This window comes from Ferrovibrio sp. (assembly GCF_029255545.1).
Classification (GTDB): Bacteria; Pseudomonadota; Alphaproteobacteria; order Ferrovibrionales; family Ferrovibrionaceae; genus Ferrovibrio.
Window position 1 is genome coordinate 2,615 of record NZ_JANLJJ010000015.1, and the last position, 20,925, is coordinate 23,539.

Consider the following 20,925-nt stretch of genomic DNA (forward strand, 5'->3'; position numbering starts at 1 on the left):
TTCAGCGCCGGTTCGCTGATCCGCCACAGCGCGTCCCGATCCAGCTTCGGCTTCGCCCCATCCGCTGGGGCTGCGGCAATCTGGCTGGCCGCAGCCGGCTGGGTGACAGATTGGCTGGCCGGCGCCACCGATGCCACGGCGACGGGGGCATCGGTGCCTGACTTGGCCACCAGGGTCACGGACGTCACCGGGTTATATTTGATGCTGGCGCCCGATGCGGCATCGACGATCAGGCCAATCCCGCCGCCGATCAGCACGTTGCCGATTGTCGAGACGGCCATGTCATACGGAATCTGGGCAACGGCATCCTCGTAACCCGGCTTGCGGCAGGTCACCTCGATATCGGCCCGGGTTTTCTGCACCAGCACGGTGCCTGGCGTCGTGGCGCGGCCGATGATCATGCCGGCCCGCTTCAGCTCGCAGGCCGCGCCGGGCGGGTCGCTCTCGAAAGTCAGGGTCTGCGATGTGCCCTCGGTAAGCGATGAGCAGGCCCCCAGGCCCAGAAGCAGGCTGGCCCCAATCAAAAGCTGGCGCATGATTTTCTGTTCCCCCCGGAACGGTAACCGACCCCGCGCGACCACCCCTGGCAGGTCGCGTTTTGTCATTCCGCCGCAGCCTGCGCGGGAAGTCAATATCGATAAATAAGCCTGCGCGAGGTATTTTCCGAAAAATTGCAGCTTTAACATATCCTGCCGGCCATTCGCCCGGGCGGCATGCATCCCCTATAATTTCCGCAGCACATCTTCCGATCGGACCAAGCCGATGACTGACATTCCCCCTACCCCGGCTGCACGGGCTGTCGCGCGCGCCTGCCGCACCGCGACGCTGGCCACCACGATGGCGGAGGCCGGCAAATCGGGCCAGGGTGGCCAACCCTATGCCTCGCTGGTGCTGCTGGCCTGCGATCTCGACGCCGCGCCCCTGCTGCTGGTCTCCACCCTGGCCGAGCACACAAAAAACATCCTGGCCGACAATCGCGTATCGCTGCTCTGCGACGGCACAACAGGCTTCACCGAACCGCTGACCGGCCCACGCGTAACCCTGCTGGGCTTTGCCGAGAAAACCGAGCTGCCGCGCCACCAGACCCGTTTCCTCGCCCGGCATCCCTCGGCCGAAGGTTACGCCGGCTTCCGGGATTTCGCCTTCTACCGCGTGAGCGTGACGCGCGCGCATATCGTGGCCGGCTTCGGCAAGATCCACTGGCTCGACGATTACACATACAGCGGCGACTGGCAGGCCCTGGCCGAGGCCGAGGCCGGCATCATCGCGCATATGAATACCGACCATGCCGAGGCCGTGCAGCTTTATGCCACCAAGCTGCTGGGCCGCACGGAGGGCACCTGGCGCATGTGCGGCGTGGACCCGGAAGGCGCCGACCTGATCCGCACGGATGAAAGCCATGAGGGCGAGCTGCTCCGCCTGCCCTTCGCCAAACCGGTGAGCGATGCCGAAGGCGCGCGGGTGGAACTGGTGCGCCTGGTGAAGCAGGCGCGGGCGGCATAAAAAAAGCCCGCCAGCCTTTCGGCTGACGGGCTTTCGCGTCCGAGGTCCGGGGAGGACTGAGGCGGACGGTTTACCAGCTGGTGACGACGGCACCCTTGAACTTCTCTTCCACGAAGGCTTTCACCTCGGGCGAACGATAGGCCTGCACCAGTTTGGCGTATTCGGGCTTGTCCTTGTCCTGGCTGCGCACGGCGATGATGTTCACGTAGGGCGATTTCGGCGTCTCGATGGCGATGGAATCGCGCTTGGGGTTCAGGCCGGCGGGGATCGCGTAATTGGTGTTGATCACGGCAGCATCGAGTTCGTCCAGCGCACGCGGCAGCTGGGCGGCGTCGAGCTCCACGATCTTCAGCTTCTTCGGGTTCTCGGCGATGTCCAGCGGCGTCGCCTTCAGGCCGGCATCGGGCCGCAGCTTGATCAGCCCCGCCGATTCCAGCACCAGCAGGGCGCGGCCGCCATTGGTGGGATCGTTGGGGATGCCGATGCGCGCGCCGCTGCCCAGCTCGCCGATGGCCTTCACCTTCTTGGAATAGGCGCCCATCGGGAAATTCACCGTGTAGCCGATATTGCTGAGCTTGTAGCCGCGATCCTTGATCTGCGCCTCGAGATACGGCAGGTGCTGGTAGGAATTCACATCCAGGTCGCCGGCATTCAGCGCGGCATTGGGCTGCACGTAATCGCTGAATTCCACGATCTGGATTTTCAGGCCGTCCTTCTCGGCCACCTTCTTCACGACTTCAAAGATTTCCGCATGCGGGCCGGCGGTGACACCGACCTTGATCGGCTTGTCCTGGGCGACAGCAGGGAGCGAGACGAGAGCCGCGACGGCGAGAACGGCGAAACTGCGACGGTTCAACATGGTATTTTTCCTTTTCTGTGTAGGGAGGTTTAACGAAACTCAACGATGGCTGAGGCGGCGCACCAGGCGGTCGCCCAATGACTGCACGCCCTGCACGAAGACGATCAGGACAGCGACGACGGCCAGCATCACCTCGGGCAGGAAACGCTGGTAGCCGTAGCGGATGCCGATATCGCCCAGGCCGCCGCCGCCCACCGCGCCCGCCATGGCGGAATAACCGATCAGGCTGACCAGCGTGATGGTGAGGCCGGCGATGATCCCGGGCAGGGCCTCGGGCAGCAGCACCTTGGTGACGATCTGCAACGGCGTCGCACCCATGGCCTCGGCCGCCTCGATCAGGCCGGCCGGCACCTCGCGCAGGGCGGTTTCCACCAGGCGGGCAATGAAGGGGATGGCGGCGATGGTGAGCGGCACGACGGCGGCCAGCGTGCCGATCGAGGTGCCCACCACCAGCCGCGTGAAGGGGATCACCGCCACCATCAGGATGATGAAGGGCGTGGAGCGCGCCGCATTCACGATCAGCCCGAGCGCGCGGTTGAGCGGCACGTTCTGCAGGATGCCGCCACGGTCGGTGAGGATCAGCACCACGCCGAGCGGGATGCCGAAGGCAGCCCCGATGCCGCCCGAGACGCCGACCATCACCAGCGTCTCGAGCAGGCCGTCAAACAGCAATTCGATCAGGGCGGACGACATGATTCAGATCCTCGACATGAAGCTGGCGGGTCGCCAAGAACTGGCGGGCGGCGGTGAGCTGGGCTTCGCTGCCGCGGGCCTGCACGACCATGACGCCGAAGGGGCGGCCCTGGATCTCGTCAATCCGGCCATGCAGGATATTGAGGTCGATATTCAGGTTGCGGCTGAGCGCGGCGATCACCGGCTCGTCGGCATGCGGCCCGGTGAAGAGAATCCGCCACAGGCCGGCATGAACATGATCCGGATCGGCGGCGATGCGTTTCTCCAGCGCCGGCGGCAGGGCGAAGCCGATCTGGTCGGCCACGAAACTGCGCGTGGTGGCATGCTGCGGCCGGGTGAAGACATCGAAAGTCTTGCCCTGCTCGATTACGCGGCCCTGTTCCATCACGGCGACGCGGTCGGCGATTTCCTTCACCACCGCCATCTCGTGGGTGATCAGCACCACGGTCAGCTTCAGCCGGTCGCGGATATCCTTGATCAGCGCCAGGATCTGCTCGGTGGTTTCGGGATCGAGCGCCGAGGTGGCCTCGTCGCAGAGCAGCACTTTCGGATCGGTGGCCAGCGCACGGGCAATACCGACGCGCTGTTTCTGCCCGCCGGAGAGCTGCGCCGGATAACGCCCGGCCTTGTCGGCCAGGCCGACCAGCTCCAGCAGCGGTTCGACCTTGGCCTTGATCGCAGCACGGCTTTCGCCACGCAGTTCCAGCGGCAGGGCCACGTTGTCGAACACATTGCGCGCCGACAGCAGGTTGAAATGCTGGAAGATCATGCCGATGTCGCGCCGGGCAGCGCGCAGCGCGGGCGCCTTGAGCAGGGTGAGGTCGCGGCCGGCGACGATCACGCTGCCTTCGGTGGGCCGTTCCAGCAGGTTGATGCAGCGGATCAGCGTGGACTTGCCGGCGCCGCTGCGGCCGATCACGCCGAAGATTTCCCCGGCGGCGATCTCCAGGCTGACATCGCGCAGGGCCTCGACGCTGCCCGATACGCCGGCAAAGCGCTTGGTGATGTGACGCAACTCGATCATGGACAGTGATCCTTCAGCGGTCGAAGGGCAAAAAACTCAGCCCGATCAGGTCGCCGCCCTGGTTCCACTCACGCCCATGCCATTCCGGCGGCAGGGCCAGCGGATCGGTGAGCGATACGGAAGGGTTATCATTGGCGGCGGGCTGCAGCCGGTCGGGCGCGAGGAAGGCGCCGAAGGCGGCCTGCAGGCGATGGGCAAAGCCGGGCCGGCGCCGGCTGCGCTCATGCCGGGTGATGTGGGTGGGCACTTCGTTGGCCGGTGCCAGAAGCAGGAACTCGGTCATGGCTTACCTCCAGGACTGAGACGGGTGGGAAAAACCGCGGCGGCGCGCCGCGTTGTCGTTGGCGGCCAGCAGGGCACGGGCGGCGCGTTCGGCATCGGTGCTGCGGCGGAACAGTTGCTGCTCCAGCGCGGCGAATTGCGGCGCGGATGCGAAGAAGCGGAAACCGCCACGTTCGCGGATCACCACACCGGCGGCCTCGCCGGCCGCCTCGATCAGATAGGCTTCACTCATGGGAATATCTCCGTTGGCCGGCCCGGTTCAGGGCGCGGCTTTCAATCGCTGGACTGGAAAACGCGGTTGGATCGGCGCGTGGTCAGCGACAACAACAGAGACGGGTTTTGCGGATGCAGGTACGGATCATGGGTCACTCCGGACTTTTCATTCGGGCCCACGACTTCCGCCGTGGCGCTTTAGCATTGGTGTCGCGGTGCAAGCTGCCCCTCAAATCCCGCGGTCCGGCCGAAGCCGACGACCCCTATATTTCACACCAGGAAACACAGGTCAACATAAATTCACAAACAGTTACGCAAATAAAACATGCCTCAGGCGCAAAAAATTCATAGCTCCGGCTGAAGCTATTGATAATCATCAATTTTCAGGAGATTTCGGTCGGGGTCGGCCCGGCAATGCCCCATTGTACCGGACCGACCACAAATCCCGACACGACCAGCAGAGTGTCGGGACCGACCTAAGAAACCGCCCCGGCTGCAGGGAAGCAGTGGCGCGATGGGCCTGAGTATATGCGAATGATTTTCAGTTACAAGATCAATCTGCAACCCGACGAAAGTTTTTTGCCCCGGCCTTTTGCCATGGCGCCTGCCCACGGTCGCCATGGCATACTGCCGACAAGGCCATAGCGGGCATGACGTGACGAACCAGCTTCCGGCAACACTGGACACCGTATCGCAACCCCGCTTGCGGCGGATGCTGGGCTACTGGGAAGGCCTGCGCCGCGACGGCGCCCTGCCCGCCCGCGCCGATATCGATCCGCTGGATTTTCCCTGGATGCTCGGCAGCGTCTCGCTGGTCGAGGTGCATGACAGCGGAAACGGCACGCGCCGCTATCGCGTCCGCCTCGTGGGCACCAACACCACCGAACGCTTCGGCTATGAAACCGGCGGCCGCTGGCTGGATGAGCTGCCCGAGCCCGATTATGTCGAACACATCACCACGATGTTCGACGAGGTGGTGCGCCTGGCCTGCCCGATGGTGGAACGGCCGGATATGATGATCGACGGGCGGATTTACAATTATGAGGTGCTGCGCCTGCCGCTGGGGAACGATGGCGCCCATCCCGACATGCTGCTGCTGGCCGCCGACTTCTTCGACTCCAGCGTTTGATCGGTGATTGACGTCAAGGATGCAGCTTCAGGCCCTTCACGGCCTTGTCCACCGCCCTGCGGTCGCCGTGCAGCCCGAGCCCCACCCAATCCTGCGCGGTCGCGTCGCCCGCGGCGAAGACGGCGCGGTTGGCCGCGTCGTGACCGGTGGCAAACATCGCCGCCACATAGGGTGCGATGGTCAGGCCCTGGGCCAGCGCGCGGTCATGCGCCCTGCGCAGGTCATCCAGCCCGGCAGCAAAGACCAGGATCGGCTGGCCACACAAGGCGGCATAGCGGCGGCCGGCGGCATCCACGTAAGCTTGGCCGATACAGCCGGGAATGGCGGCGGCGAGCCCGCTGGCCAGGAAGGCCGTCACGTTCAATTTCTGCCACGCGGCCAGGTCCTCGCGCACCGCAATCGCGATCTTGGTCTCGAACGCCACCTTCGTCTCCGACACGTCATCCTCCTGCCGTTGCAGGACCGAGGATGGCGTCAGGCCGGTAGGCTGTCTGGAAGGTTTGTGCAGGCGCGGCGATAGGCGGCCGGCGTCATGCCATAGGCGCGCCGGAACCAGCGGCCGAAATGGCTCTGGTCGGCAAAGCCGGTAGCGGCCGCGGCGGCCGCCGGCATTTCGCCGCGCACCAGCATCTGGCGGGCCCGGCTGAGCCGGCGCTGCACCAGATAGGCATGCGGCGCCAGGCCATAAGCCGCTTTGAAGGCGCGGGTCAGGCGGAAGCGGTCGGTATCGAGCTCAAGCGCCAGATCCTGCAGGCCAAGATCGGCGTCGAAACAATCATCGATGATCGCGCGCGCCTGCGCCGCCATGCGCGGAGCCCGGATTGCCGTGGCGCCGGCCGGATTGCGCCGGCGCCACAGCAACGCCGCCACGGCGTCCAGCGCCGCCTCGCGGGCCATCCGGCTATCGGGCCTGGCGACCTGTCGCCACGCGGCCCCGATCGCCTGCGCCAGCCGCGGATCGTCGGCCAGGATGGCGGGAAACCCCAGCACGGCCCGGCCATCGCCACGACCGGCATAGAGCGCCACGGCATCCCGCAGCCAGGCCGGATCGAAATACAGCATCGCATACGTGAAGCCGGTGCTGGCGCCAGCCTCGCCGTCATGGGTCTCGCCCGGCTCCATCAGGATGACGCGGCCGGGCGTGCTGCGATGCAGCTGGCGGCGGCAGCGGAATTGCTGCAGTCCCTGCTCGGTCACGCCGACCAGCACCTGATCATGGAAATGCGGATCATAGGCATGGTTGTGAAAGCAGGCGCGCACGGCTTCCGTGCCGCTTTGCGGGTCGCGGGCGAAACTGAGCCAGTCCTTCGGATGCACGCCGGTCATATGGTCGCAGTCTAGCAGAACCGCGATGCAGGCCCAATCGGCTACCGGACCACGCCACAGGCGATGCGGCCGCCACCGCCACCCAGCGGCGCCGGCTGGTCGCTGTAATTGTCGCCGCCGGCGTGGATCATCAGGGCATGGCCGGCAAGGTCGCTCACCTTCAGGCGCGGCGCGATCACCGGCAGCGTGGCGGTGCCGTCGCCGTTGACCACCAGCGGCGGCAGATCGCCCAGATGCCCGGCGCTGTCATGCGGGCCATGATGCCGGCCGGTCCGTCGTGGATCAAAATGCCCGCCGGCCGCCATGCCGGCCGCCATCTGCCCGTTGGGTCCCGGCCCCGGGCCGCAATCGGGCTTTTCATGCAGGTGGAAGCCATGCGGCCCCGGCGGCTGCAGGTTGGCCAGCGCCGGGCTGAGCATCAGGCCCTGGGGCGTGTCCCTGGCCGCGATGGTGCCGATCTTGGCGCCCATGCCACTGGCCGTGATGGCATGGATGTCGATGGTTTTCTCGGCGGCGAGCGCCGGGCCGGCCGCAAGGGCGATGGCCCCGGTGAGAGCTAGGGTCAGGATCAGAACACGCTGCATGTCGTTTCCTCCTCGGGCAGGCCTGCCCTGTCCAACAGATATGCGGCGGAAAAGGTCCGGCAAGCAGGCCGGAATGCAAAAATAGGCGGGACGCACAAAAAAAGACGGGCGGGGTTGCCCCCGCCCGTCCGGTCGCCCAGCCGAGGCCGGCGATCAGGTATTCATCGAATCGAAGAAATCCGCGTTGGTGCGGCTGTGCTTGATCTTGTCGAGCAGGAATTCCATTGCGTCCTGGCCGCCCATCGGCATGAGGATGCGGCGCAGCACCCACATCTTGGCCAGCACGCCCTTGTCGACCAGCAGCTCTTCCTTGCGGGTGCCCGACTTGGTGATGTCGATCGCCGGGAAAGTACGCTTGTCGGAGAGCTTGCGGTCGAGGATGATTTCCGAATTGCCGGTGCCCTTGAACTCTTCGAAGATCACTTCGTCCATGCGCGAGCCGGTATCGATCAGCGCGGTGGCGATGATGGTGAGCGAGCCGCCCTCCTCGATATTGCGCGCGGCGCCGAAGAAGCGCTTCGGGCGCTGCAGCGCGTTGGCGTCCACGCCGCCGGTCAGCACCTTGCCCGAGGAGGGCACCACGGTGTTGTAGGCGCGCGCCAGGCGGGTGATCGAGTCGAGCAGGATGACGACGTCGCGCTTGTGCTCGACCAGGCGCTTGGCCTTCTCGAGCACCATCTCGGTGACCTGCACGTGGCGGCTGGCCGGCTCGTCGAAGGTGGAGGAGATTACCTCGCCCTTCACCGTGCGCTGCATGTCGGTGACTTCTTCCGGACGCTCGTCGATCAAAAGGACGATCAGGTAGACTTCCGGATGGTTGTGGCTGATGGCATGTGCGATGTTCTGCAGCAGCATCGTCTTGCCGGTGCGCGGCGGCGCCACGATCAGCGAGCGCTGGCCCTTGCCCTGCGGCGAGATCAGGTCGATCACGCGGGCCGAGACGTCACGCTTCGGCGCCGAGGAGATCAGCTTCTCGCGCTTGCCCTCGCCGCCGCGGCTCTTGATGGTCGGCGTCTTGGCGGCGGCGGCCGGCGCCGGGGCCGGCTCGGCTTCCTCGGCGGCCGGCATTTCCATGCGCAGGCGCTCGGTCGGATAGAGCGGCGTCAGGTTGTCGAAATGCACCTTGTGCCGGCTCTGCTCGGGGTCTTCGTAATTGATCGTGTTGACCTTGAGCAGGGCGAAGTAACGTTCGCCATCCTTCGGCGCGCGGATCGTGCCTTCGATGGTGTCGCCGGTGCGCAGGCCGAAGCGGCGGATCTGGTTCGGGCTGACATAGATGTCGTCGGGGCCCGGCAGGTAGTTGGCCTGGGCGGAGCGCAGGAAGCCGAAGCCGTCCTGCAGCACTTCCAGCACGCCCTCGCCGGTGATCTCGACTTCCTTCTCGGCCAGCTGCTTGAGGATCGCGAACATCATGTCCTGCTTGCGCAGGGTGGATGCGTTCTCGATCTGCAGCTCCTCGGCGAAGGCGAGCAGGTCGGTGGGGGATTTGGTTTTCAGTTCCTGGAGATTCATCGACGGACTCGCGGACTCAGGCTAGAGCGGATGTGTTTGGGAGATTTGGGCGCTGGCTCCAGAGCAGAGCAGCAGCCAGTGAAGGGGGGTGTTGAGAGCCGCCCGCGCAGATTCCGCATCATGAACTGGAATTCGAAATAGTGCGGAAGGGGTGCCAGAACGGCGCCAGCCCGAAAGAAGATGGGCCGGTTGCCTAAGCGAAATAGCAATGCGCGCCGGGTAAGTCAAGGGCGGGCGGCCACGATTGCAGCCACCCGCCCCATCTTGTCACGATGACAAAAATGCGATCAGAACCGACCGGCGTCAGGCGGCGAGGTTGAGCACCAGGAAAACCGCGCCGATTACCGCCACGCCGGCGCCGGCGAAGCGGCTGAGCTGCGGCAGCCTGTCGCTGGCGCTGCGGCCGAGGAAGCGCCAAGCCAGCACCACGCCGGCGGCGATGCCATACTGGATAATCGCAAGCCCGGCGACATAGGCGCCCAGCGGCGTGGTTTCGGCGCCGACGATGCTCTCGCCGAAGGCATAGCCGTGGAACAGGCCGGCCAGCGCCAGGATGGCGGCGAACAGGCTGTCATCGATCCTGCGCGGGATCACCAGCAGGATACCAAGCAGCAGCACCGAACCGGCCACCAGGATTTCGCCGGCCGGCAGGTCAACGCCGTTGAGATGCACCACCACGCCGGCCAGCGAGGCCAGCACGAAAGCAAGCGGCAGGACCAGACCGCGGGCACGCGGCGCCGCCAGCAGGCCGGCCGCGAGGATGAAGGCCAGATGATCGAGGCCGATCACCGGATGGGCCAGGCCGGAAATCAGGCCGGTGGCCAGCGTGTTTGGGGTTTGACCATCCATCGCGTGATGGGCGAAGGCTGGTGTGGCGGCAAACAAGGCCGCGATGGCGGCAACAAGACGTAACATAGGCGTACCTCCCGTACAGGAAAGACGATCCACCCTGCATCATTCCCCTCGAAGCAGGGCAACCGCCCGGTCAGATGATGGCAGGTCTCCGGGCTTGCGGGTCGTCGCTTGGCGCCGCCTTCCCAGCCGGTTTCCCGGCCAGTGGCATTCTGGTGCCGCGCTCGCCGCCTACCGTAGCGGGGGCTGCTGCGGCCTTGGAAGCAAGCTTCCGCACCGCATTCCCTTTTCACCGCCGGCTGGGTGAATCGCCGGCGGACCATCGCGACGGAGCTTAAGAGCCCGGCCGGCCTGCGTCAAACCGCCGCCCTTGCCGAAGACCGGCGACAGGGGTAAGCCTTGCAGTCATGAGCATTGCCGCATCCCTGTCGCACCCCTCGCGCCGCCATCTGCTGGCGCGCGTTCTGGCGCGCCTGGCCCTGCTGGCAGTGATTTTCCATGCCCTGCTGCCGCTGACCCAGCATGCCATCCAGCGCGTGCAGGCCACCAATGGCATCGAACAGGTCGTGTTGTGTTCGGCGCTGGGGTTCCGCACGCTGGCGCTGAAAGACGGCCTGCCGGTTGACGCCGATCCCGACCAGCCGATGCAGGCAAGCAAGAACTGCCCGGTCTGCCTGGTCACCGCCAATCTGGGCCATGCCATCCTGCCCAGCGCCCTGCCGCTGCTGCTGCCCGGCCTGGCGATCACCGTCCTTTATGGCGCCGCGCCGGACAGCACGCCGGCCCAGGCCCGTTATCTTCCCGCCCAGGCCCGCGCCCCCCCGCTTTCGTAAACCTGAAAACCATCTTTATCTTCAGGATTTACGGGAGGATTTCCCCATGTCGCGTATTTTGTTCATGAGCGCTGCGGCGCTCGCTCTCAGCCTTTCCGCCCTGCCCGCCACAGCCCACGTGGTCGCCGATCCGGCGCTGGCCGAGCCGGGCAGCTATTTCCGTACCGCCCTGCGCGTGTCCCATGGCTGCGGCAGCAGCCCGACCACGGCGATCCGCGTCGCCATCCCCGAGGACGTGGTGAGCGTGCGGCCGCAGGCCAAGGCGGGCTGGCAGGTTGCCATCGAAACCCGCAAGCTGGCCCAGCCGGTCGAGATCGGCCATGGCCAGAAGGCCGACATCCTGGTCAGCGCGGTGAGCTGGAGCGGCGGACGCCTGCCCAACGAGCAGTTCGACGAGTTCGGCCTGGTGCTGAAACTGCCGAACCAGCCAGGCGCGCAGCTCTGGCTGCCGGTGGTGCAGACCTGCGAGGGCGGCGAAACCCGCTGGGAGCAGATTCCCGCCGCCGGCCAGTCGGCCCATGACCTGCCGCGTCCGGCCGCGCTGATCCGCGTCGCCGATGCCACCAAGCCGGTCCTGCTTGCGCAGGCCGGGCATGGCCATGGCATGCCGGCGGCGCCAAAGGCCGGCGACATTGCCATCGAGCAGCCTTTCGCCCGCGCCACGCCGGCGAAGGTGGGCGGCGTGTTCATGACGCTGAAGAATGCCGGCGGCACGGCCGACAGGCTGATGAAGGCTGCTTCGCCGGTGGCCGAGAGTGTCGAGCTGCATACCCATGTGAAGGATGGCGACGCCATGCGCATGAGGCCGGTGGAGGATATCCCCGTGCCCGCCAAGGGCCAGACCGGCCTGGTGCCCGGCGGCTATCACGTCATGCTGATCGGCCTGAAGCAGCCGCTGAAGGAAGGCACGCAGTTCCCGCTGACGCTGACCTTCGAAAAGGCTGGCACGGTCACCATCCAGGTTCCGGTCATGAAAGCCGGCAGCATGGGTGACGCCGGCAACGGCGGCCACAAGCACTAAGCCATCCGATCCTGAAGGCGGCCTGCCGCGCAGCCCGAGCTGCGCCACGGGCGGATTCCGCCTGTCACACAACTTCATCGAAAGATGCCACCATGCATTGCAATGACGCTGCATTCGTGACCCTGCGCCGCAGGGCCGAGAAACTGCTACCCAAGATCGCGCTGACCCTGCTGGGTACCAGTGCCGCCCTCGCCCTGCTGGCGCCTGCCGCCAACAGCCAGACCGTCACCTCGCCAATCACCGTGACCGGCAAGGCCGAAGCCGATTCGATCACCGTGCCCGACGCGGCAGAAGCCCGCCGGCGCATCGAGAAAACCCCCGGCGGCGTCGATATCGTGCCGGCGGAAGAAATCCGCGACGGCCGCGCCACCACGGTGAAGGACGTGCTGGATTACGTGCCGGGCGTGTTCGCCCAGCCGAAATACGGCCAGGAGGATTCGCGGCTTTCCATCCGCGGCTCCGGCCTGTCGCGCAACTTCCACCTGCGCGGCACCCGCATCCTGCGCGACGGCATTCCGCTCAACGACGCCGACGGCGCCGGCGACACGATGGAGATCGATCCGCTGGCCCTGGATTACAGCGAGATCTACAAGGGCGCCAATGCCCTGCAATATGGCGCGCTGTCCCTGGGCGGTGCGGTGAACATGGTCAGCCCGACCGGCCGCAGCCAGCCGGGTTTCCTGCTGCGCCAGGAACTGGGCAGCTTCCAATCGGCGCGCACCCAGCTCGGCGCCGGCGGCGCATCCGGCAATTTCGACTACTACCTGACGCCGACCTACAGCCACTCGGAAGGCTACCGCGACCATACGGGGCAGGATTACCTGCGCTTCAACGGCAATGTCGGCTATCGCTTCGGCGATGGCGCCGAGACGCGTTTTTTCCTGAGCGCAGCCAACATCAACCAGAAGATCGCCAACAGCGTGACTAAGGCAGAGGCCCTGAGCCAGCCGAAAACCGCCTATGCGACCAACGAAAGCAACAACACCAAGCGCAACATCGACTCCATACGCGGCGCCAGCAAGACCACCTTCCTCACCGATACCGGCGAGGTGACGCTGGGACTGTTTGCCGCCAACAAGCAGTTGTTCCATCCGGTGATGTTCAGCCGCACCTTTGGCCGCGTCATCGACAACAATGAGACCAATGGCGGTGGTTTCGCGCGCTGGACCGGCGATACGCAACTGGCCGGGCATCGCAATGAATTCACCCTGGGCATCAATTACATGACCGGCCTCAATCATGCGCGGGTCTATGCCAATAGCGGCGGCGCCAGGGGTGCCTTGGTCAGCGATGCCGACCAGACCTCGAACAACCTCGATGTCTATGGCGAAAACGCCTTCTATGTGATCCCGGAGGTGGCGCTGGTTGGCGGCCTGCAGGGCAGCCTGGCCAAACGCGAGCAGGACAACAAGTCCGGCACCACGTCGTTCGACCGCGACTACAAAAGCCTGAATCCAAAGCTCGGCGCGCGCTGGGACCTGGCGCCGCAGACCCAGGCATTTGTCAACTTCAACTGGTCGACCGAGCCGCCGCCCTTCTCGGAACTGGGCTCGGCCACCGGGCTGGACGCGCAGGAATCGCAGACGCTGGAACTCGGCACCCGTGGCCGGCGCAGCGATTTTGCCTGGGACGCGACGCTCTATCGCGCCCGGCTGCATAACGAGCTGCAGTTCATACAGCTCAGCGGCGGCCCAACCAACGTCAACATCGACCAGACCATCCACCAGGGCATCGAATTGGGCGGCGACTGGACCTTCGCCCGCAATCTGGCAGCGAACAACGACAGGATGACGCTGCGGGGCGCCTACACCTTCAGCGACTTCCGCTTCGACGGCGATCCGACCTATGGCAACAACGATATCCCTGGCGCACCGAAACATTACCTGCGCGCCGAACTGCGTTATGCCCATGCCAGCGGCTGGTATGCCGGACCGAATGTCGAATGGGCGCCGCAGGGTTATTTCGTCGACAATGCCAACACGACGAAAACCAGCCCCTATGCCCTGCTGGGCGCCAAGGCGGGTTATGACTTCGGCAACGGCCTCAAGTTGTTCGTCGATGGCCGCAACCTGCTCGACAAGACCTATATCTCCAATACCGGCGTCACCACCAACATCGCCAACAATGCCGACCTGTTCAACGCCGGCGACGGCCGCGCGGTGTTTGTCGGCGCCGAGTTCCGGTGGTAACGGCAACACTCGCACAGCTGCGCGCACCGGGGCGGCCTCAGCCGCCCCGGTCGCTCCCCTGGCATGGCCTCGCGCCGGCTTTGCTGCTGCATGGCGGCATCGCCTTGATGCTCATGGCGGTAGGGCCTGAGCCACAATCCCAAGCGCCCGTTTTTGAAATCCTGCTGCAACCGGCAGCCTCGGCATCTGAAATGCCGCCGCCTGAAATGCCGGCATCGGATACGACGCCGGCAGAGGCCGCACCGCCTGAGCTTGCCATCGAAACGCTGCCAGAGATCGTGCCGCCGCGCCCGCGCACCCGGCCGCAACGGACCACGACGCCGGTGAACGCGGCCGCAGCCCCCGAATCCATTTCCGGCCCGGTGGCGCCGCCGGTCGCCGCAGTAGCAACCACAACCGCAGTCGCAGCCACGCCGCGCCCGGCCGAATACACGCCGCCGCCCTATGCGCCGGTGCTGCTCGACTGGCTCGGCCGCCATCGCGACTATCCACGCGCCGCGCGCCTGCGCCGCTGGGAAGGCATGCCGCGCATCGCCATCACGCTCGACAATTCAGGTCGCCTGCTGGCCTTGTCCCTGGCCGAAAGCAGCGGTTTCGCCCTGCTGGACGAGGCCGCGCTCGACATGGCCCGCCGCGCCGCACCCTTTCCGCCACCCGTGCTGCCGCGCGGCACCGACCGCGCCACCTATATCGTGCCGGTACAATTCGCCCTGCAGCGCTGATGCGGTTGACCGAAACGGCAAAAAAAGGCGGCCATTTGGCCGCCCTTTCAGGATAGGGAAGTCGGGATCAGTTCTGATAGACTCCGCTATCGCTGAACACCTTCCCTCGATAGGTCCTATCCGGATATTTGTATTCCGGCATGGATTTGAGCTGGTCCTTGGTCAGCGTCGTGCGGACCGCGTCGCCGCCATCGGCCACCATGAGCGAGTTCCAGTTCATCTCGACATCGCGCTGACCCAGGCCCAGGAAACCGCCCACGCCGACGATGACCGACTGGATCTTGCCGTTCTGGTCGATATAGATCGATTCGACCTCGCCGATGGTTTCGTTGTTGGCGTTCTTCACATCCGCGCCGAGAAGCTGATCGGCCGGCACGGCGCCAACCGTCGGGGACGAATTCAGGCCGGGCGCGGTGTCCGCCGAAGATGCCGGAGGGGTATTGGGCGACGTTGTGGCAGGAGACTGGGCCCGCGTGTCCGGAGCCTGCGTACCTGGAGCCTGCGTCTGGGTGTTATCCTTCTTCATGTCGCCAGCAGCCATCGCAGGACCGCCCAGGGCGACTGCGACAGCCAGGGCTGGGAGCCATATGTAACGATGGTTCATTTCACACCTCATACTGTTGTGGATACAGCCCGCGCACGGGTACATACGAAACCCCTTGGCCCCGGCTTTGTTCCGCCGATTGCGTGCCTTTCAACGCTGGCCTGCACCGGGCCCGATCATTTCGGGAATAACGGGCATCGCGCCGCATTCCGCGGAAAACGGCGCATGATGTCTTGTTGAAATCCTGCTGGACGCACGCGGCCGCACGACAAATACTACGTTCATGCAGGTGATCCGTCATCGGTCCGAACGCGGCGCATGGGAAATGGCCTTCGCGCCACCGCACCCACGTCTTGCCGCGCTGGTGGACACCTATATCGGCTATGACGAACGCGACACGGCTTTCACGCGCCGGCATGAACTGCCCGGCCTCAATGCGGTGATGATCGTCAACCTGGGTGATCCGATCACCATCGTCGACACAGCGGGCTTCGTTGTCCCGGTCGGCACCGGCTGCGGCTTCGCCGCCGGCCTGAGCGATGCCTATGCCGTATCGGAAACCGGCGGCTGCCAGCGCGGCATCCAGGTGATGTTCACGCCGCAGGGTGCACGGCGCTTCTTCCGCCTGCCGATGAGCCAACTGACCAATCGCGTCTTCCTGCTGCCCGAGCTGCTGGGCCCGGCGGCAGCGATGCGCCTGATCGAGGGCCTGCAGGCGGCCAATGACTGGCACGCCTGCTTCGCCCGTCTGGATGCGACCATCGCCGCATGCATCGCAGCGCATGAGGCCGTCGACTTGGCCGGCATCCGCAATGCGGGTTGGGCGCTGCGCCAGATCGCGGGGTGCCGTGGCGATGTCTCGATCGCGGCGCTGGCCGAGGCGATGGGCTGCAGCCGCAAGCATCTGGCCGTGTTGTTCCGTGAGCATGTCGGCCTGACGCCCAGCACGGTGGCCGGCCTGCTGCGCTTCCGCCACGCGCTGGACCTGATCGATGCGGCCCAGATCGATGCAGCCCCGGCGAAATGGACCGATATCGCGTTGGCCGCCGGCTATTACGACCAGGCGCATTTCAACCGCGATTTCCGCCGCCTGACCGGCCGCACGCCGGGCGATTACCTCAGCACCCGGCTGCAGGGCCAGGCCGGCCTGCCGGTCGGCTGAACAATCCGGTTACATCTGTACAAGCGCGCCGGCGGGCGGGCCGCTAGCGTGCCGGCATCCAAAGATCAGGAGCCACGACATGACCGACACCCGTCCCAGCATCTATCCCGTCCTGCAATACCGCGACGCGCCGGCCGCCATGGCCTGGCTGGAAAAGGCTTTCGGCTTCCACACCGTGGCCTGCCACAAAAGCCCCGATGGCAAGGTCGCCCATGCCGAGATGCGCTATGGCAATGGCATGGTCATGCTGGGCAGCGTGCAGAATGAAGGTCCGTTTGCCTTCCGCACGCCGCGCGAGGCCGGCGTGACGACCCAGGGCAGCTATGTCGCCGCTGATGATATCGATGCGCTGTATGAGCGGGCCCAGGCCGCCGGCGCCGAGATGGTGATGACCATCCGCGACACTGATTACGGCTCACGCGATTTCTCGGTGCGCGACCCGGAGGGCCATCTATGGAGCTTCGGCAGCTACCGACCCGATTTCGGCGCCTGACCTCAGCTCCCGGGATCAGTTCCAGGGATCAGTTCCAGGGGCCGCGGCGACCACGACCTGAACGGGGCACCGAGCTGCCGCCACCGGAATAGGATGGGGCCGGCGAGGGTGATGGGCGGTAGCCAGCACCGCCGCGCACGCTGGCGGCCAGCTGCATCAGGGCGGCGACGCGGTTCTCGGTGCTGGGATGAGTCGAGAACAGGTTGTCCATGCCGCGGCCATGCAGCGGGTTGATGATGAACATATGCGCCGTGGCGGGGCTGCGCTCGGCCTGCTCGTTGGGAATGCGCTCGGCCGCGCCCGAGATGCGCTGCAAAGCCGAGGCCAGCCCGGTCGGGTCGCCGGCGATTTCCGCGCCCATGCGGTCGGCGGCATATTCGCGGCTGCGGCTGATCGCCATCTGCACCAGCATGGCGGCGATCGGCGCCAGGATCATGATGGCGATCGAGCCGATGATGCCCAGCGGGTTGTTGCGGCTGTCGGAACTGCCATGGCCGAAGAACATGGCGAAATTGGCCAGCATGCCGATGGCGCCCGCCAGGGTGGCGGTGATCGTCATGATCAGGGTATCGCGGTTTTTCACATGGGCCAGCTCATGCGCCATCACGCCGGCGATTTCCTCGCGGCTCAGAGAATGCAGCAGGCCGGTGGTGGCGGCCACGGCGGCATTTTCCGGGTTGCGGCCGGTGGCGAATGCATTCGGCTGGTCGTTGTCCATGACATAGACGCGCGGCATCGGCAGGCCGGCGCGCTGGGCCAGTTCGGCGACCAGGCCATGGAATTCCGGCGCGGTGGCGGCATCGACCTCGCGCGCGCCATACATGGAGAGCACCATCTTGTCGCTGTTCCAGTAGGCGAACAGATTCATGGCGGCGGCCAGGCCGAGGGCGATCAGCATGCCCGCCTCGCCGCCGATCAGGAAGCCGACTGCGCCGAACAGCGCCATCAGGCCCGCCAGCAGGATAGCCGTCTTCATGTAGTTCATCGTCTTTGGTCCTCTCTCCCGGGTGGCTTAACAAGCCGCCCATGCCGCTATATGTATGCAGGGTTGATCCTTACGCAAGATATCCCCAGCCGTGACCGCCGATACCAAACCGACCGGACAACCCGATTTCAGCCTCGACGGCAAGGCGACCGATGCCCCAATTGATACCGGGCCGGTCGATACCAGGCCCGCCGATCCGAAAACCGGCAAGCCGCTCGCCCCGGCCAAACCGGCCGTGAAGCTGACCCAGGCGCCCGGCGAGCAGGAGGGCCCGCAGGGTCCGGAACCCACCCGTTACGGCGACTGGGAACGCAAGGGCATCGTCTCCGACTTCTGAAGGCCGATTTAGGTGCCGATTGCGCCCGAATTGCGGCGGCCAGACCGGGCTGCGCGGCTTGCAAGCCCCCCGCGCCTGCCTATACTCCGGCCCGATTTTCCCGGCTTTTGAGGAGTATGCCCGATGAGCGGCAGCAAGCATGGCAGCGTCAAGAAGGTGGTTCTGGCCTATTCCGGTGGCCTGGACACCTCGGTGATCCTGAAATGGCTGCAGGAGACCTATGGCTGCGAGGTGGTGACCTTCACCGCCGACCTGGGTCAGGGCGAGGAACTCGAGCCGGCGCGCAAGAAGGCCGAGATGTTCGGCGTCAAGCAGATCTTCATCGAGGATGTGCGCGAGGAATTCGTGCGCGACTTCGTCTTCCCGATGTTCCGCGCCAACGCCATGTACGAGGGGCTGTACCTGCTGGGCACCTCGATCGCCCGGCCGCTGATCGCCAAGCGCCAGATCGAGATCGCCCGCGAGGTCGGCGCCGACGCGGTCTGCCACGGCGCCACCGGCAAGGGCAACGACCAGGTGCGCTTCGAGCTGGGCTATTACGCGCTGAAGCCCGACATCAAGGTGATCGCGCCCTGGCGCGAATGGGAGCTGAATTCCCGCACCGCCCTGATCGACTTCGCCGAGAAGCACCAGATCCCGATCGCCAAGGACAAGCGCGGCGAGGCGCCCTTCTCGGTGGATGCCAACCTGTTGCATATCTCGGCCGAAGGCAAAGTGCTGGAGGATCCGTGGGTGGAAGCCCCGGACTTCGTCTACTCGCGCACCGTCGATCCGGAAAAGGCACCCTCCACACCCGAATATATCGAGGTCGAATTCAAGCGCGGCGATGCCGTGGCGGTGAATGGCCAGGCCCTGTCGCCGGCCGCTTTGCTGACCAAGCTGAACGAACTGGGCGGCAAACACGGCATCGGCCGGCTGGACCTGCTGGAGAACCGCTTCGTCGGCATGAAGAGCCGCGGCATCTACGAAACCCCGGGCGGCACCATCCTGCACATGGCCCATCGCGGCATCGAGCAGGCCACGCTGGATCGCGGCGCCGCGCATCTGAAGGACGAGATCATGCCGCGCTATGCCGAGCTGATCTATAACGGCTTCTGGTTCTCGCCCGAGCGCGAGATGCTGCAGGCCCTGATCGACAAGAGCCAGGAGAATGTCGAGGGCACCGTGCGTCTCAAACTGTACAAAGGCTCGGTCAACGTGGTCGGCCGCAAGTCGCCCAAGTCGCTCTACTCACTCAGCCACGTCACCTTCGAGGCCGACTCGGTCTACGACCAGAAGGACGCCCAGGGCTTCATCAAGCTGAACGCGCTGCGCCTGCGGTTGCTGAACCGGCAGAAGGGCTGATCGCAAGTTTCAGCGGATTTCCGCAAAAAGGCGGGTCGCAAGGCCCGCTTTTTTAGTGTGCGGCCCCGTTTTTGTCACAGGCTGCCCCGATCTGGTCGCAACCGGCGCGGACGGCCGCCGGTTACCCTGCCTTCACCTCTGTAGAAGACAGGAGACCGCCATGCCGACGACCACGCGCATCCATGCCGTCAGCGCCTATCGCAGCATCCCGCGTTCCACCGAACGTTACATGGAGGAGCGGCTGTGGCAGCGCGCGTTGCAGCGCCTGGAAGGTCCGAAACAGAAGCCCGTGCCGGCACGCAAAAAGAAGACCGGCCCGGCCAAATCCTTCGCCACCATCCTGCGCGCGATCCGCAACGGCCTTGGCCGCCACGTCGATATCTACGTCTGATCCCCGTCAGGCCACCGCCGGCAGCCGCGCCAGCTTGTCGGGGTTGCGGATGATGAACACGTTGCGCACCACGGCCCCGGAATCACTCTGGGCGACATCCACCGCCATCGCCAGATAAGGCTTGTCGCCATCGAACAGCAGCCAGCCCGGCTGGCCGTTGATGCGCACCGCCATGCCGCGCAGCGTATCGGGCTGCTTGCGGCGCACGCCGACGAAGAACCGCACCACCTTGTCGGCGCCGTGGATCACATTCAGCGCGGCCGCCGCCTTGCCGCCGCCATCCGACCAGATCATCGCATCCTCGGCCAGCAGGCCGGCGAACATCTGCGCATCGCCCGCCCGCGTGGCGGCGGCGAAGCGTTCCGCCAGCTTGCGCGCCGCCTGCGTATCGGCGGCAAAGCGCGGGCGTTGATCCTTCAGGTGTTTCTGCGCCCGGCTGACCAGCTGGCGGCAGGCGGCTTCGGATTTCTGCAACGCCGTGGCGATCTGCGGATAATCGTAATCAAAAGCCTCGCGCAGCAGCCAGGCGGCGCGTTCGGCCGGCGTGAGCCGTTCCAGCACCAGCAGCATCGCCATGGAAAGATCGTCGGCCTGCTCATGGGCCGCGTCGGCGCCCGGCGTCGGGTCGGGCAGGCTGACCTCCAGCTCGACCAGCGGCTCCGGCAGCCACACGCCGGGATACGACACGCGTTCCAGCTTGGCCGCGCGCAGACGGTCGATGCACAGCCGCGTGCAGGCGGTGACCAGCCAGGCTTCCGGATTCTGGATCGCCGACGCGTCGCTGCGATGCCAGCGCAGGAAGGTATCCTGCACGGCATCCTCGGCATCGCCCACGCTGGCCAGCATGCGATAGGCCAGACCGAACAGCCGCCGGCGATGCTGCTCGAAGGTCGCGGTCTTGGCGTCGATCGCCGGCGCGGTCGGCAT

At 65.7% G+C, this 20,925-nt stretch carries 25 protein-coding genes and 1 riboswitch; of the genes, 11 read left to right on the plus strand and 14 right to left on the minus strand.

The window, feature by feature from the left end:
• Positions 1 to 719, minus strand: a 719-nt coding sequence (locus Q1J79_RS01365; protein WP_300295511.1) for a hypothetical protein, incomplete at its 3' end; no start/stop codon positions are given.
• Positions 720 to 762: 43 nt separating this feature from the next.
• On the opposite strand from Q1J79_RS01365, the gene Q1J79_RS01370 reads away from it, so the two are divergent.
• Entirely contained in the window at positions 763 to 1,503 is a 741-nt protein-coding gene (locus Q1J79_RS01370) for a DUF2470 domain-containing protein (protein ID WP_300295512.1), read from the plus strand.
• Positions 1,504 to 1,573: 70 nt separating this feature from the next.
• Here the strand turns inward: Q1J79_RS01370 and Q1J79_RS01375 are convergent, their stop codons facing one another.
• Genes Q1J79_RS01375 through Q1J79_RS01395 form a run of 5 tightly spaced genes read right to left on the minus strand, consistent with a single transcriptional unit; the run spans position 1,574 to position 4,593 of the window.
• Positions 1,574 to 2,362: a MetQ/NlpA family ABC transporter substrate-binding protein gene (locus Q1J79_RS01375; RefSeq protein WP_300295515.1), complete on the minus strand. Its 789-nt coding sequence runs from the start codon at positions 2,360 to 2,362 to the stop codon at positions 1,574 to 1,576.
• Positions 2,363 to 2,401: 39 nt separating this feature from the next.
• Positions 2,402 to 3,055 (minus strand): methionine ABC transporter permease, encoded by a 654-nt coding sequence (locus tag Q1J79_RS01380; protein WP_300295517.1) that lies wholly within the window; start codon positions 3,053 to 3,055, stop codon positions 2,402 to 2,404.
• Positions 3,024 to 4,079 (minus strand): methionine ABC transporter ATP-binding protein, encoded by a 1,056-nt coding sequence (locus Q1J79_RS01385; RefSeq protein WP_300295518.1) that lies wholly within the window; start codon positions 4,077 to 4,079, stop codon positions 3,024 to 3,026. Before Q1J79_RS01385 ends, Q1J79_RS01380 begins: the two co-directional genes overlap by 32 nt.
• A gap of 13 nt (positions 4,080 to 4,092) precedes the next feature.
• Positions 4,093 to 4,362 carry a hypothetical protein gene (locus tag Q1J79_RS01390; RefSeq protein WP_300295520.1) on the minus strand — a complete coding sequence of 90 codons (270 nt, stop codon included), beginning with the start codon at positions 4,360 to 4,362 and terminating at the stop codon, positions 4,093 to 4,095.
• A gap of 3 nt (positions 4,363 to 4,365) precedes the next feature.
• Complete coding sequence (locus Q1J79_RS01395) at positions 4,366 to 4,593, minus strand: hypothetical protein (RefSeq protein WP_300295522.1); 228 nt, start codon at positions 4,591 to 4,593, stop codon at positions 4,366 to 4,368.
• A gap of 636 nt (positions 4,594 to 5,229) precedes the next feature.
• Between Q1J79_RS01395 and Q1J79_RS01400 the strand changes: the two genes are divergently transcribed.
• On the plus strand, positions 5,230 to 5,703 hold the full coding sequence (locus tag Q1J79_RS01400) for a PAS domain-containing protein (RefSeq protein WP_300295524.1): 474 nt from the start codon (positions 5,230 to 5,232) through the stop codon (positions 5,701 to 5,703).
• Positions 5,704 to 5,716: 13 nt separating this feature from the next.
• On the opposite strand, the gene Q1J79_RS01405 is transcribed toward Q1J79_RS01400, so the two are convergent.
• The 5 genes from Q1J79_RS01405 to Q1J79_RS01425 form a co-directional block, all read right to left on the minus strand.
• Entirely contained in the window at positions 5,717 to 6,142 is a 426-nt protein-coding gene (locus Q1J79_RS01405; RefSeq protein WP_300295526.1) for a DUF2000 family protein, read from the minus strand.
• Positions 6,143 to 6,177: 35 nt separating this feature from the next.
• Positions 6,178 to 7,029, minus strand: coding sequence for an AraC family transcriptional regulator (locus tag Q1J79_RS01410; protein WP_300295528.1), 852 nt, complete (start codon positions 7,027 to 7,029; stop codon positions 6,178 to 6,180).
• A 41-nt stretch (positions 7,030 to 7,070) separates the two neighbouring features.
• Positions 7,071 to 7,613 carry a superoxide dismutase [Cu-Zn] SodC gene (gene sodC, locus Q1J79_RS01415; protein WP_300295529.1) on the minus strand — a complete coding sequence of 181 codons (543 nt, stop codon included), beginning with the start codon at positions 7,611 to 7,613 and terminating at the stop codon, positions 7,071 to 7,073.
• Positions 7,614 to 7,766: 153 nt separating this feature from the next.
• Complete coding sequence (gene rho, locus Q1J79_RS01420) at positions 7,767 to 9,125, minus strand: transcription termination factor Rho (protein ID WP_300295531.1); 1,359 nt, start codon at positions 9,123 to 9,125, stop codon at positions 7,767 to 7,769.
• 303 nt (positions 9,126 to 9,428) lie between these two features.
• Positions 9,429 to 10,040 carry a HupE/UreJ family protein gene (locus Q1J79_RS01425; protein ID WP_300295533.1) on the minus strand — a complete coding sequence of 204 codons (612 nt, stop codon included), beginning with the start codon at positions 10,038 to 10,040 and terminating at the stop codon, positions 9,429 to 9,431.
• A gap of 61 nt (positions 10,041 to 10,101) precedes the next feature.
• Positions 10,102 to 10,316: riboswitch (cobalamin riboswitch) on the minus strand.
• A 68-nt stretch (positions 10,317 to 10,384) separates the two neighbouring features.
• On the opposite strand from Q1J79_RS01425, the gene Q1J79_RS01430 reads away from it, so the two are divergent.
• The 4 genes from Q1J79_RS01430 to Q1J79_RS01445 all read left to right on the plus strand — a co-directional run bounded on the left by Q1J79_RS01430 (position 10,385) and on the right by Q1J79_RS01445 (position 14,742).
• Positions 10,385 to 10,810 carry a DUF2946 family protein gene (locus Q1J79_RS01430; RefSeq protein ID WP_300295535.1) on the plus strand — a complete coding sequence of 142 codons (426 nt, stop codon included), beginning with the start codon at positions 10,385 to 10,387 and terminating at the stop codon, positions 10,808 to 10,810.
• Positions 10,811 to 10,856: 46 nt separating this feature from the next.
• Complete coding sequence (locus Q1J79_RS01435; protein WP_300295536.1) at positions 10,857 to 11,831, plus strand: DUF1775 domain-containing protein; 975 nt, start codon at positions 10,857 to 10,859, stop codon at positions 11,829 to 11,831.
• 92 nt (positions 11,832 to 11,923) lie between these two features.
• On the plus strand, positions 11,924 to 14,020 hold the full coding sequence (locus Q1J79_RS01440) for a TonB-dependent receptor (RefSeq protein ID WP_300295538.1): 2,097 nt from the start codon (positions 11,924 to 11,926) through the stop codon (positions 14,018 to 14,020).
• A 191-nt stretch (positions 14,021 to 14,211) separates the two neighbouring features.
• Complete coding sequence (locus Q1J79_RS01445; RefSeq protein WP_300295540.1) at positions 14,212 to 14,742, plus strand: energy transducer TonB; 531 nt, start codon at positions 14,212 to 14,214, stop codon at positions 14,740 to 14,742.
• Positions 14,743 to 14,809: 67 nt separating this feature from the next.
• Here Q1J79_RS01445 and Q1J79_RS01450 read toward each other — a convergent pair whose 3' ends face one another.
• Complete coding sequence (locus Q1J79_RS01450) at positions 14,810 to 15,346, minus strand: PRC-barrel domain-containing protein (protein ID WP_300295542.1); 537 nt, start codon at positions 15,344 to 15,346, stop codon at positions 14,810 to 14,812.
• Positions 15,347 to 15,569: 223 nt separating this feature from the next.
• On the opposite strand from Q1J79_RS01450, the gene Q1J79_RS01455 reads away from it, so the two are divergent.
• A complete protein-coding gene (locus Q1J79_RS01455) occupies positions 15,570 to 16,448 on the plus strand; it encodes a helix-turn-helix domain-containing protein (protein ID WP_300295544.1) in 879 nt (292 codons plus the stop codon).
• Positions 16,449 to 16,527: 79 nt separating this feature from the next.
• On the plus strand, positions 16,528 to 16,941 hold the full coding sequence (locus Q1J79_RS01460; RefSeq protein WP_300295546.1) for a VOC family protein: 414 nt from the start codon (positions 16,528 to 16,530) through the stop codon (positions 16,939 to 16,941).
• Positions 16,942 to 16,969: 28 nt separating this feature from the next.
• On the opposite strand, the gene htpX is transcribed toward Q1J79_RS01460, so the two are convergent.
• Positions 16,970 to 17,926 carry a zinc metalloprotease HtpX gene (gene htpX, locus Q1J79_RS01465; RefSeq protein WP_300295548.1) on the minus strand — a complete coding sequence of 319 codons (957 nt, stop codon included), beginning with the start codon at positions 17,924 to 17,926 and terminating at the stop codon, positions 16,970 to 16,972.
• 91 nt (positions 17,927 to 18,017) lie between these two features.
• On the opposite strand from htpX, the gene Q1J79_RS01470 reads away from it, so the two are divergent.
• The 3 genes from Q1J79_RS01470 to Q1J79_RS01480 all read left to right on the plus strand — a co-directional run bounded on the left by Q1J79_RS01470 (position 18,018) and on the right by Q1J79_RS01480 (position 19,998).
• Entirely contained in the window at positions 18,018 to 18,263 is a 246-nt protein-coding gene (locus Q1J79_RS01470; protein ID WP_300295550.1) for a succinate dehydrogenase assembly factor 4, read from the plus strand.
• Positions 18,264 to 18,386: 123 nt separating this feature from the next.
• A complete protein-coding gene (locus Q1J79_RS01475) occupies positions 18,387 to 19,607 on the plus strand; it encodes an argininosuccinate synthase (RefSeq protein ID WP_300295552.1) in 1,221 nt (406 codons plus the stop codon).
• A gap of 160 nt (positions 19,608 to 19,767) precedes the next feature.
• The gene (locus Q1J79_RS01480) at positions 19,768 to 19,998 is read left to right on the plus strand and encodes a hypothetical protein (protein WP_300295554.1); all 231 of its coding nucleotides are present in this window, start codon (positions 19,768 to 19,770) and stop codon (positions 19,996 to 19,998) included.
• Positions 19,999 to 20,004: 6 nt separating this feature from the next.
• Here the strand turns inward: Q1J79_RS01480 and Q1J79_RS01485 are convergent, their stop codons facing one another.
• Entirely contained in the window at positions 20,005 to 20,925 is a 921-nt protein-coding gene (locus Q1J79_RS01485; protein ID WP_300295556.1) for an RNA polymerase sigma-70 factor, read from the minus strand.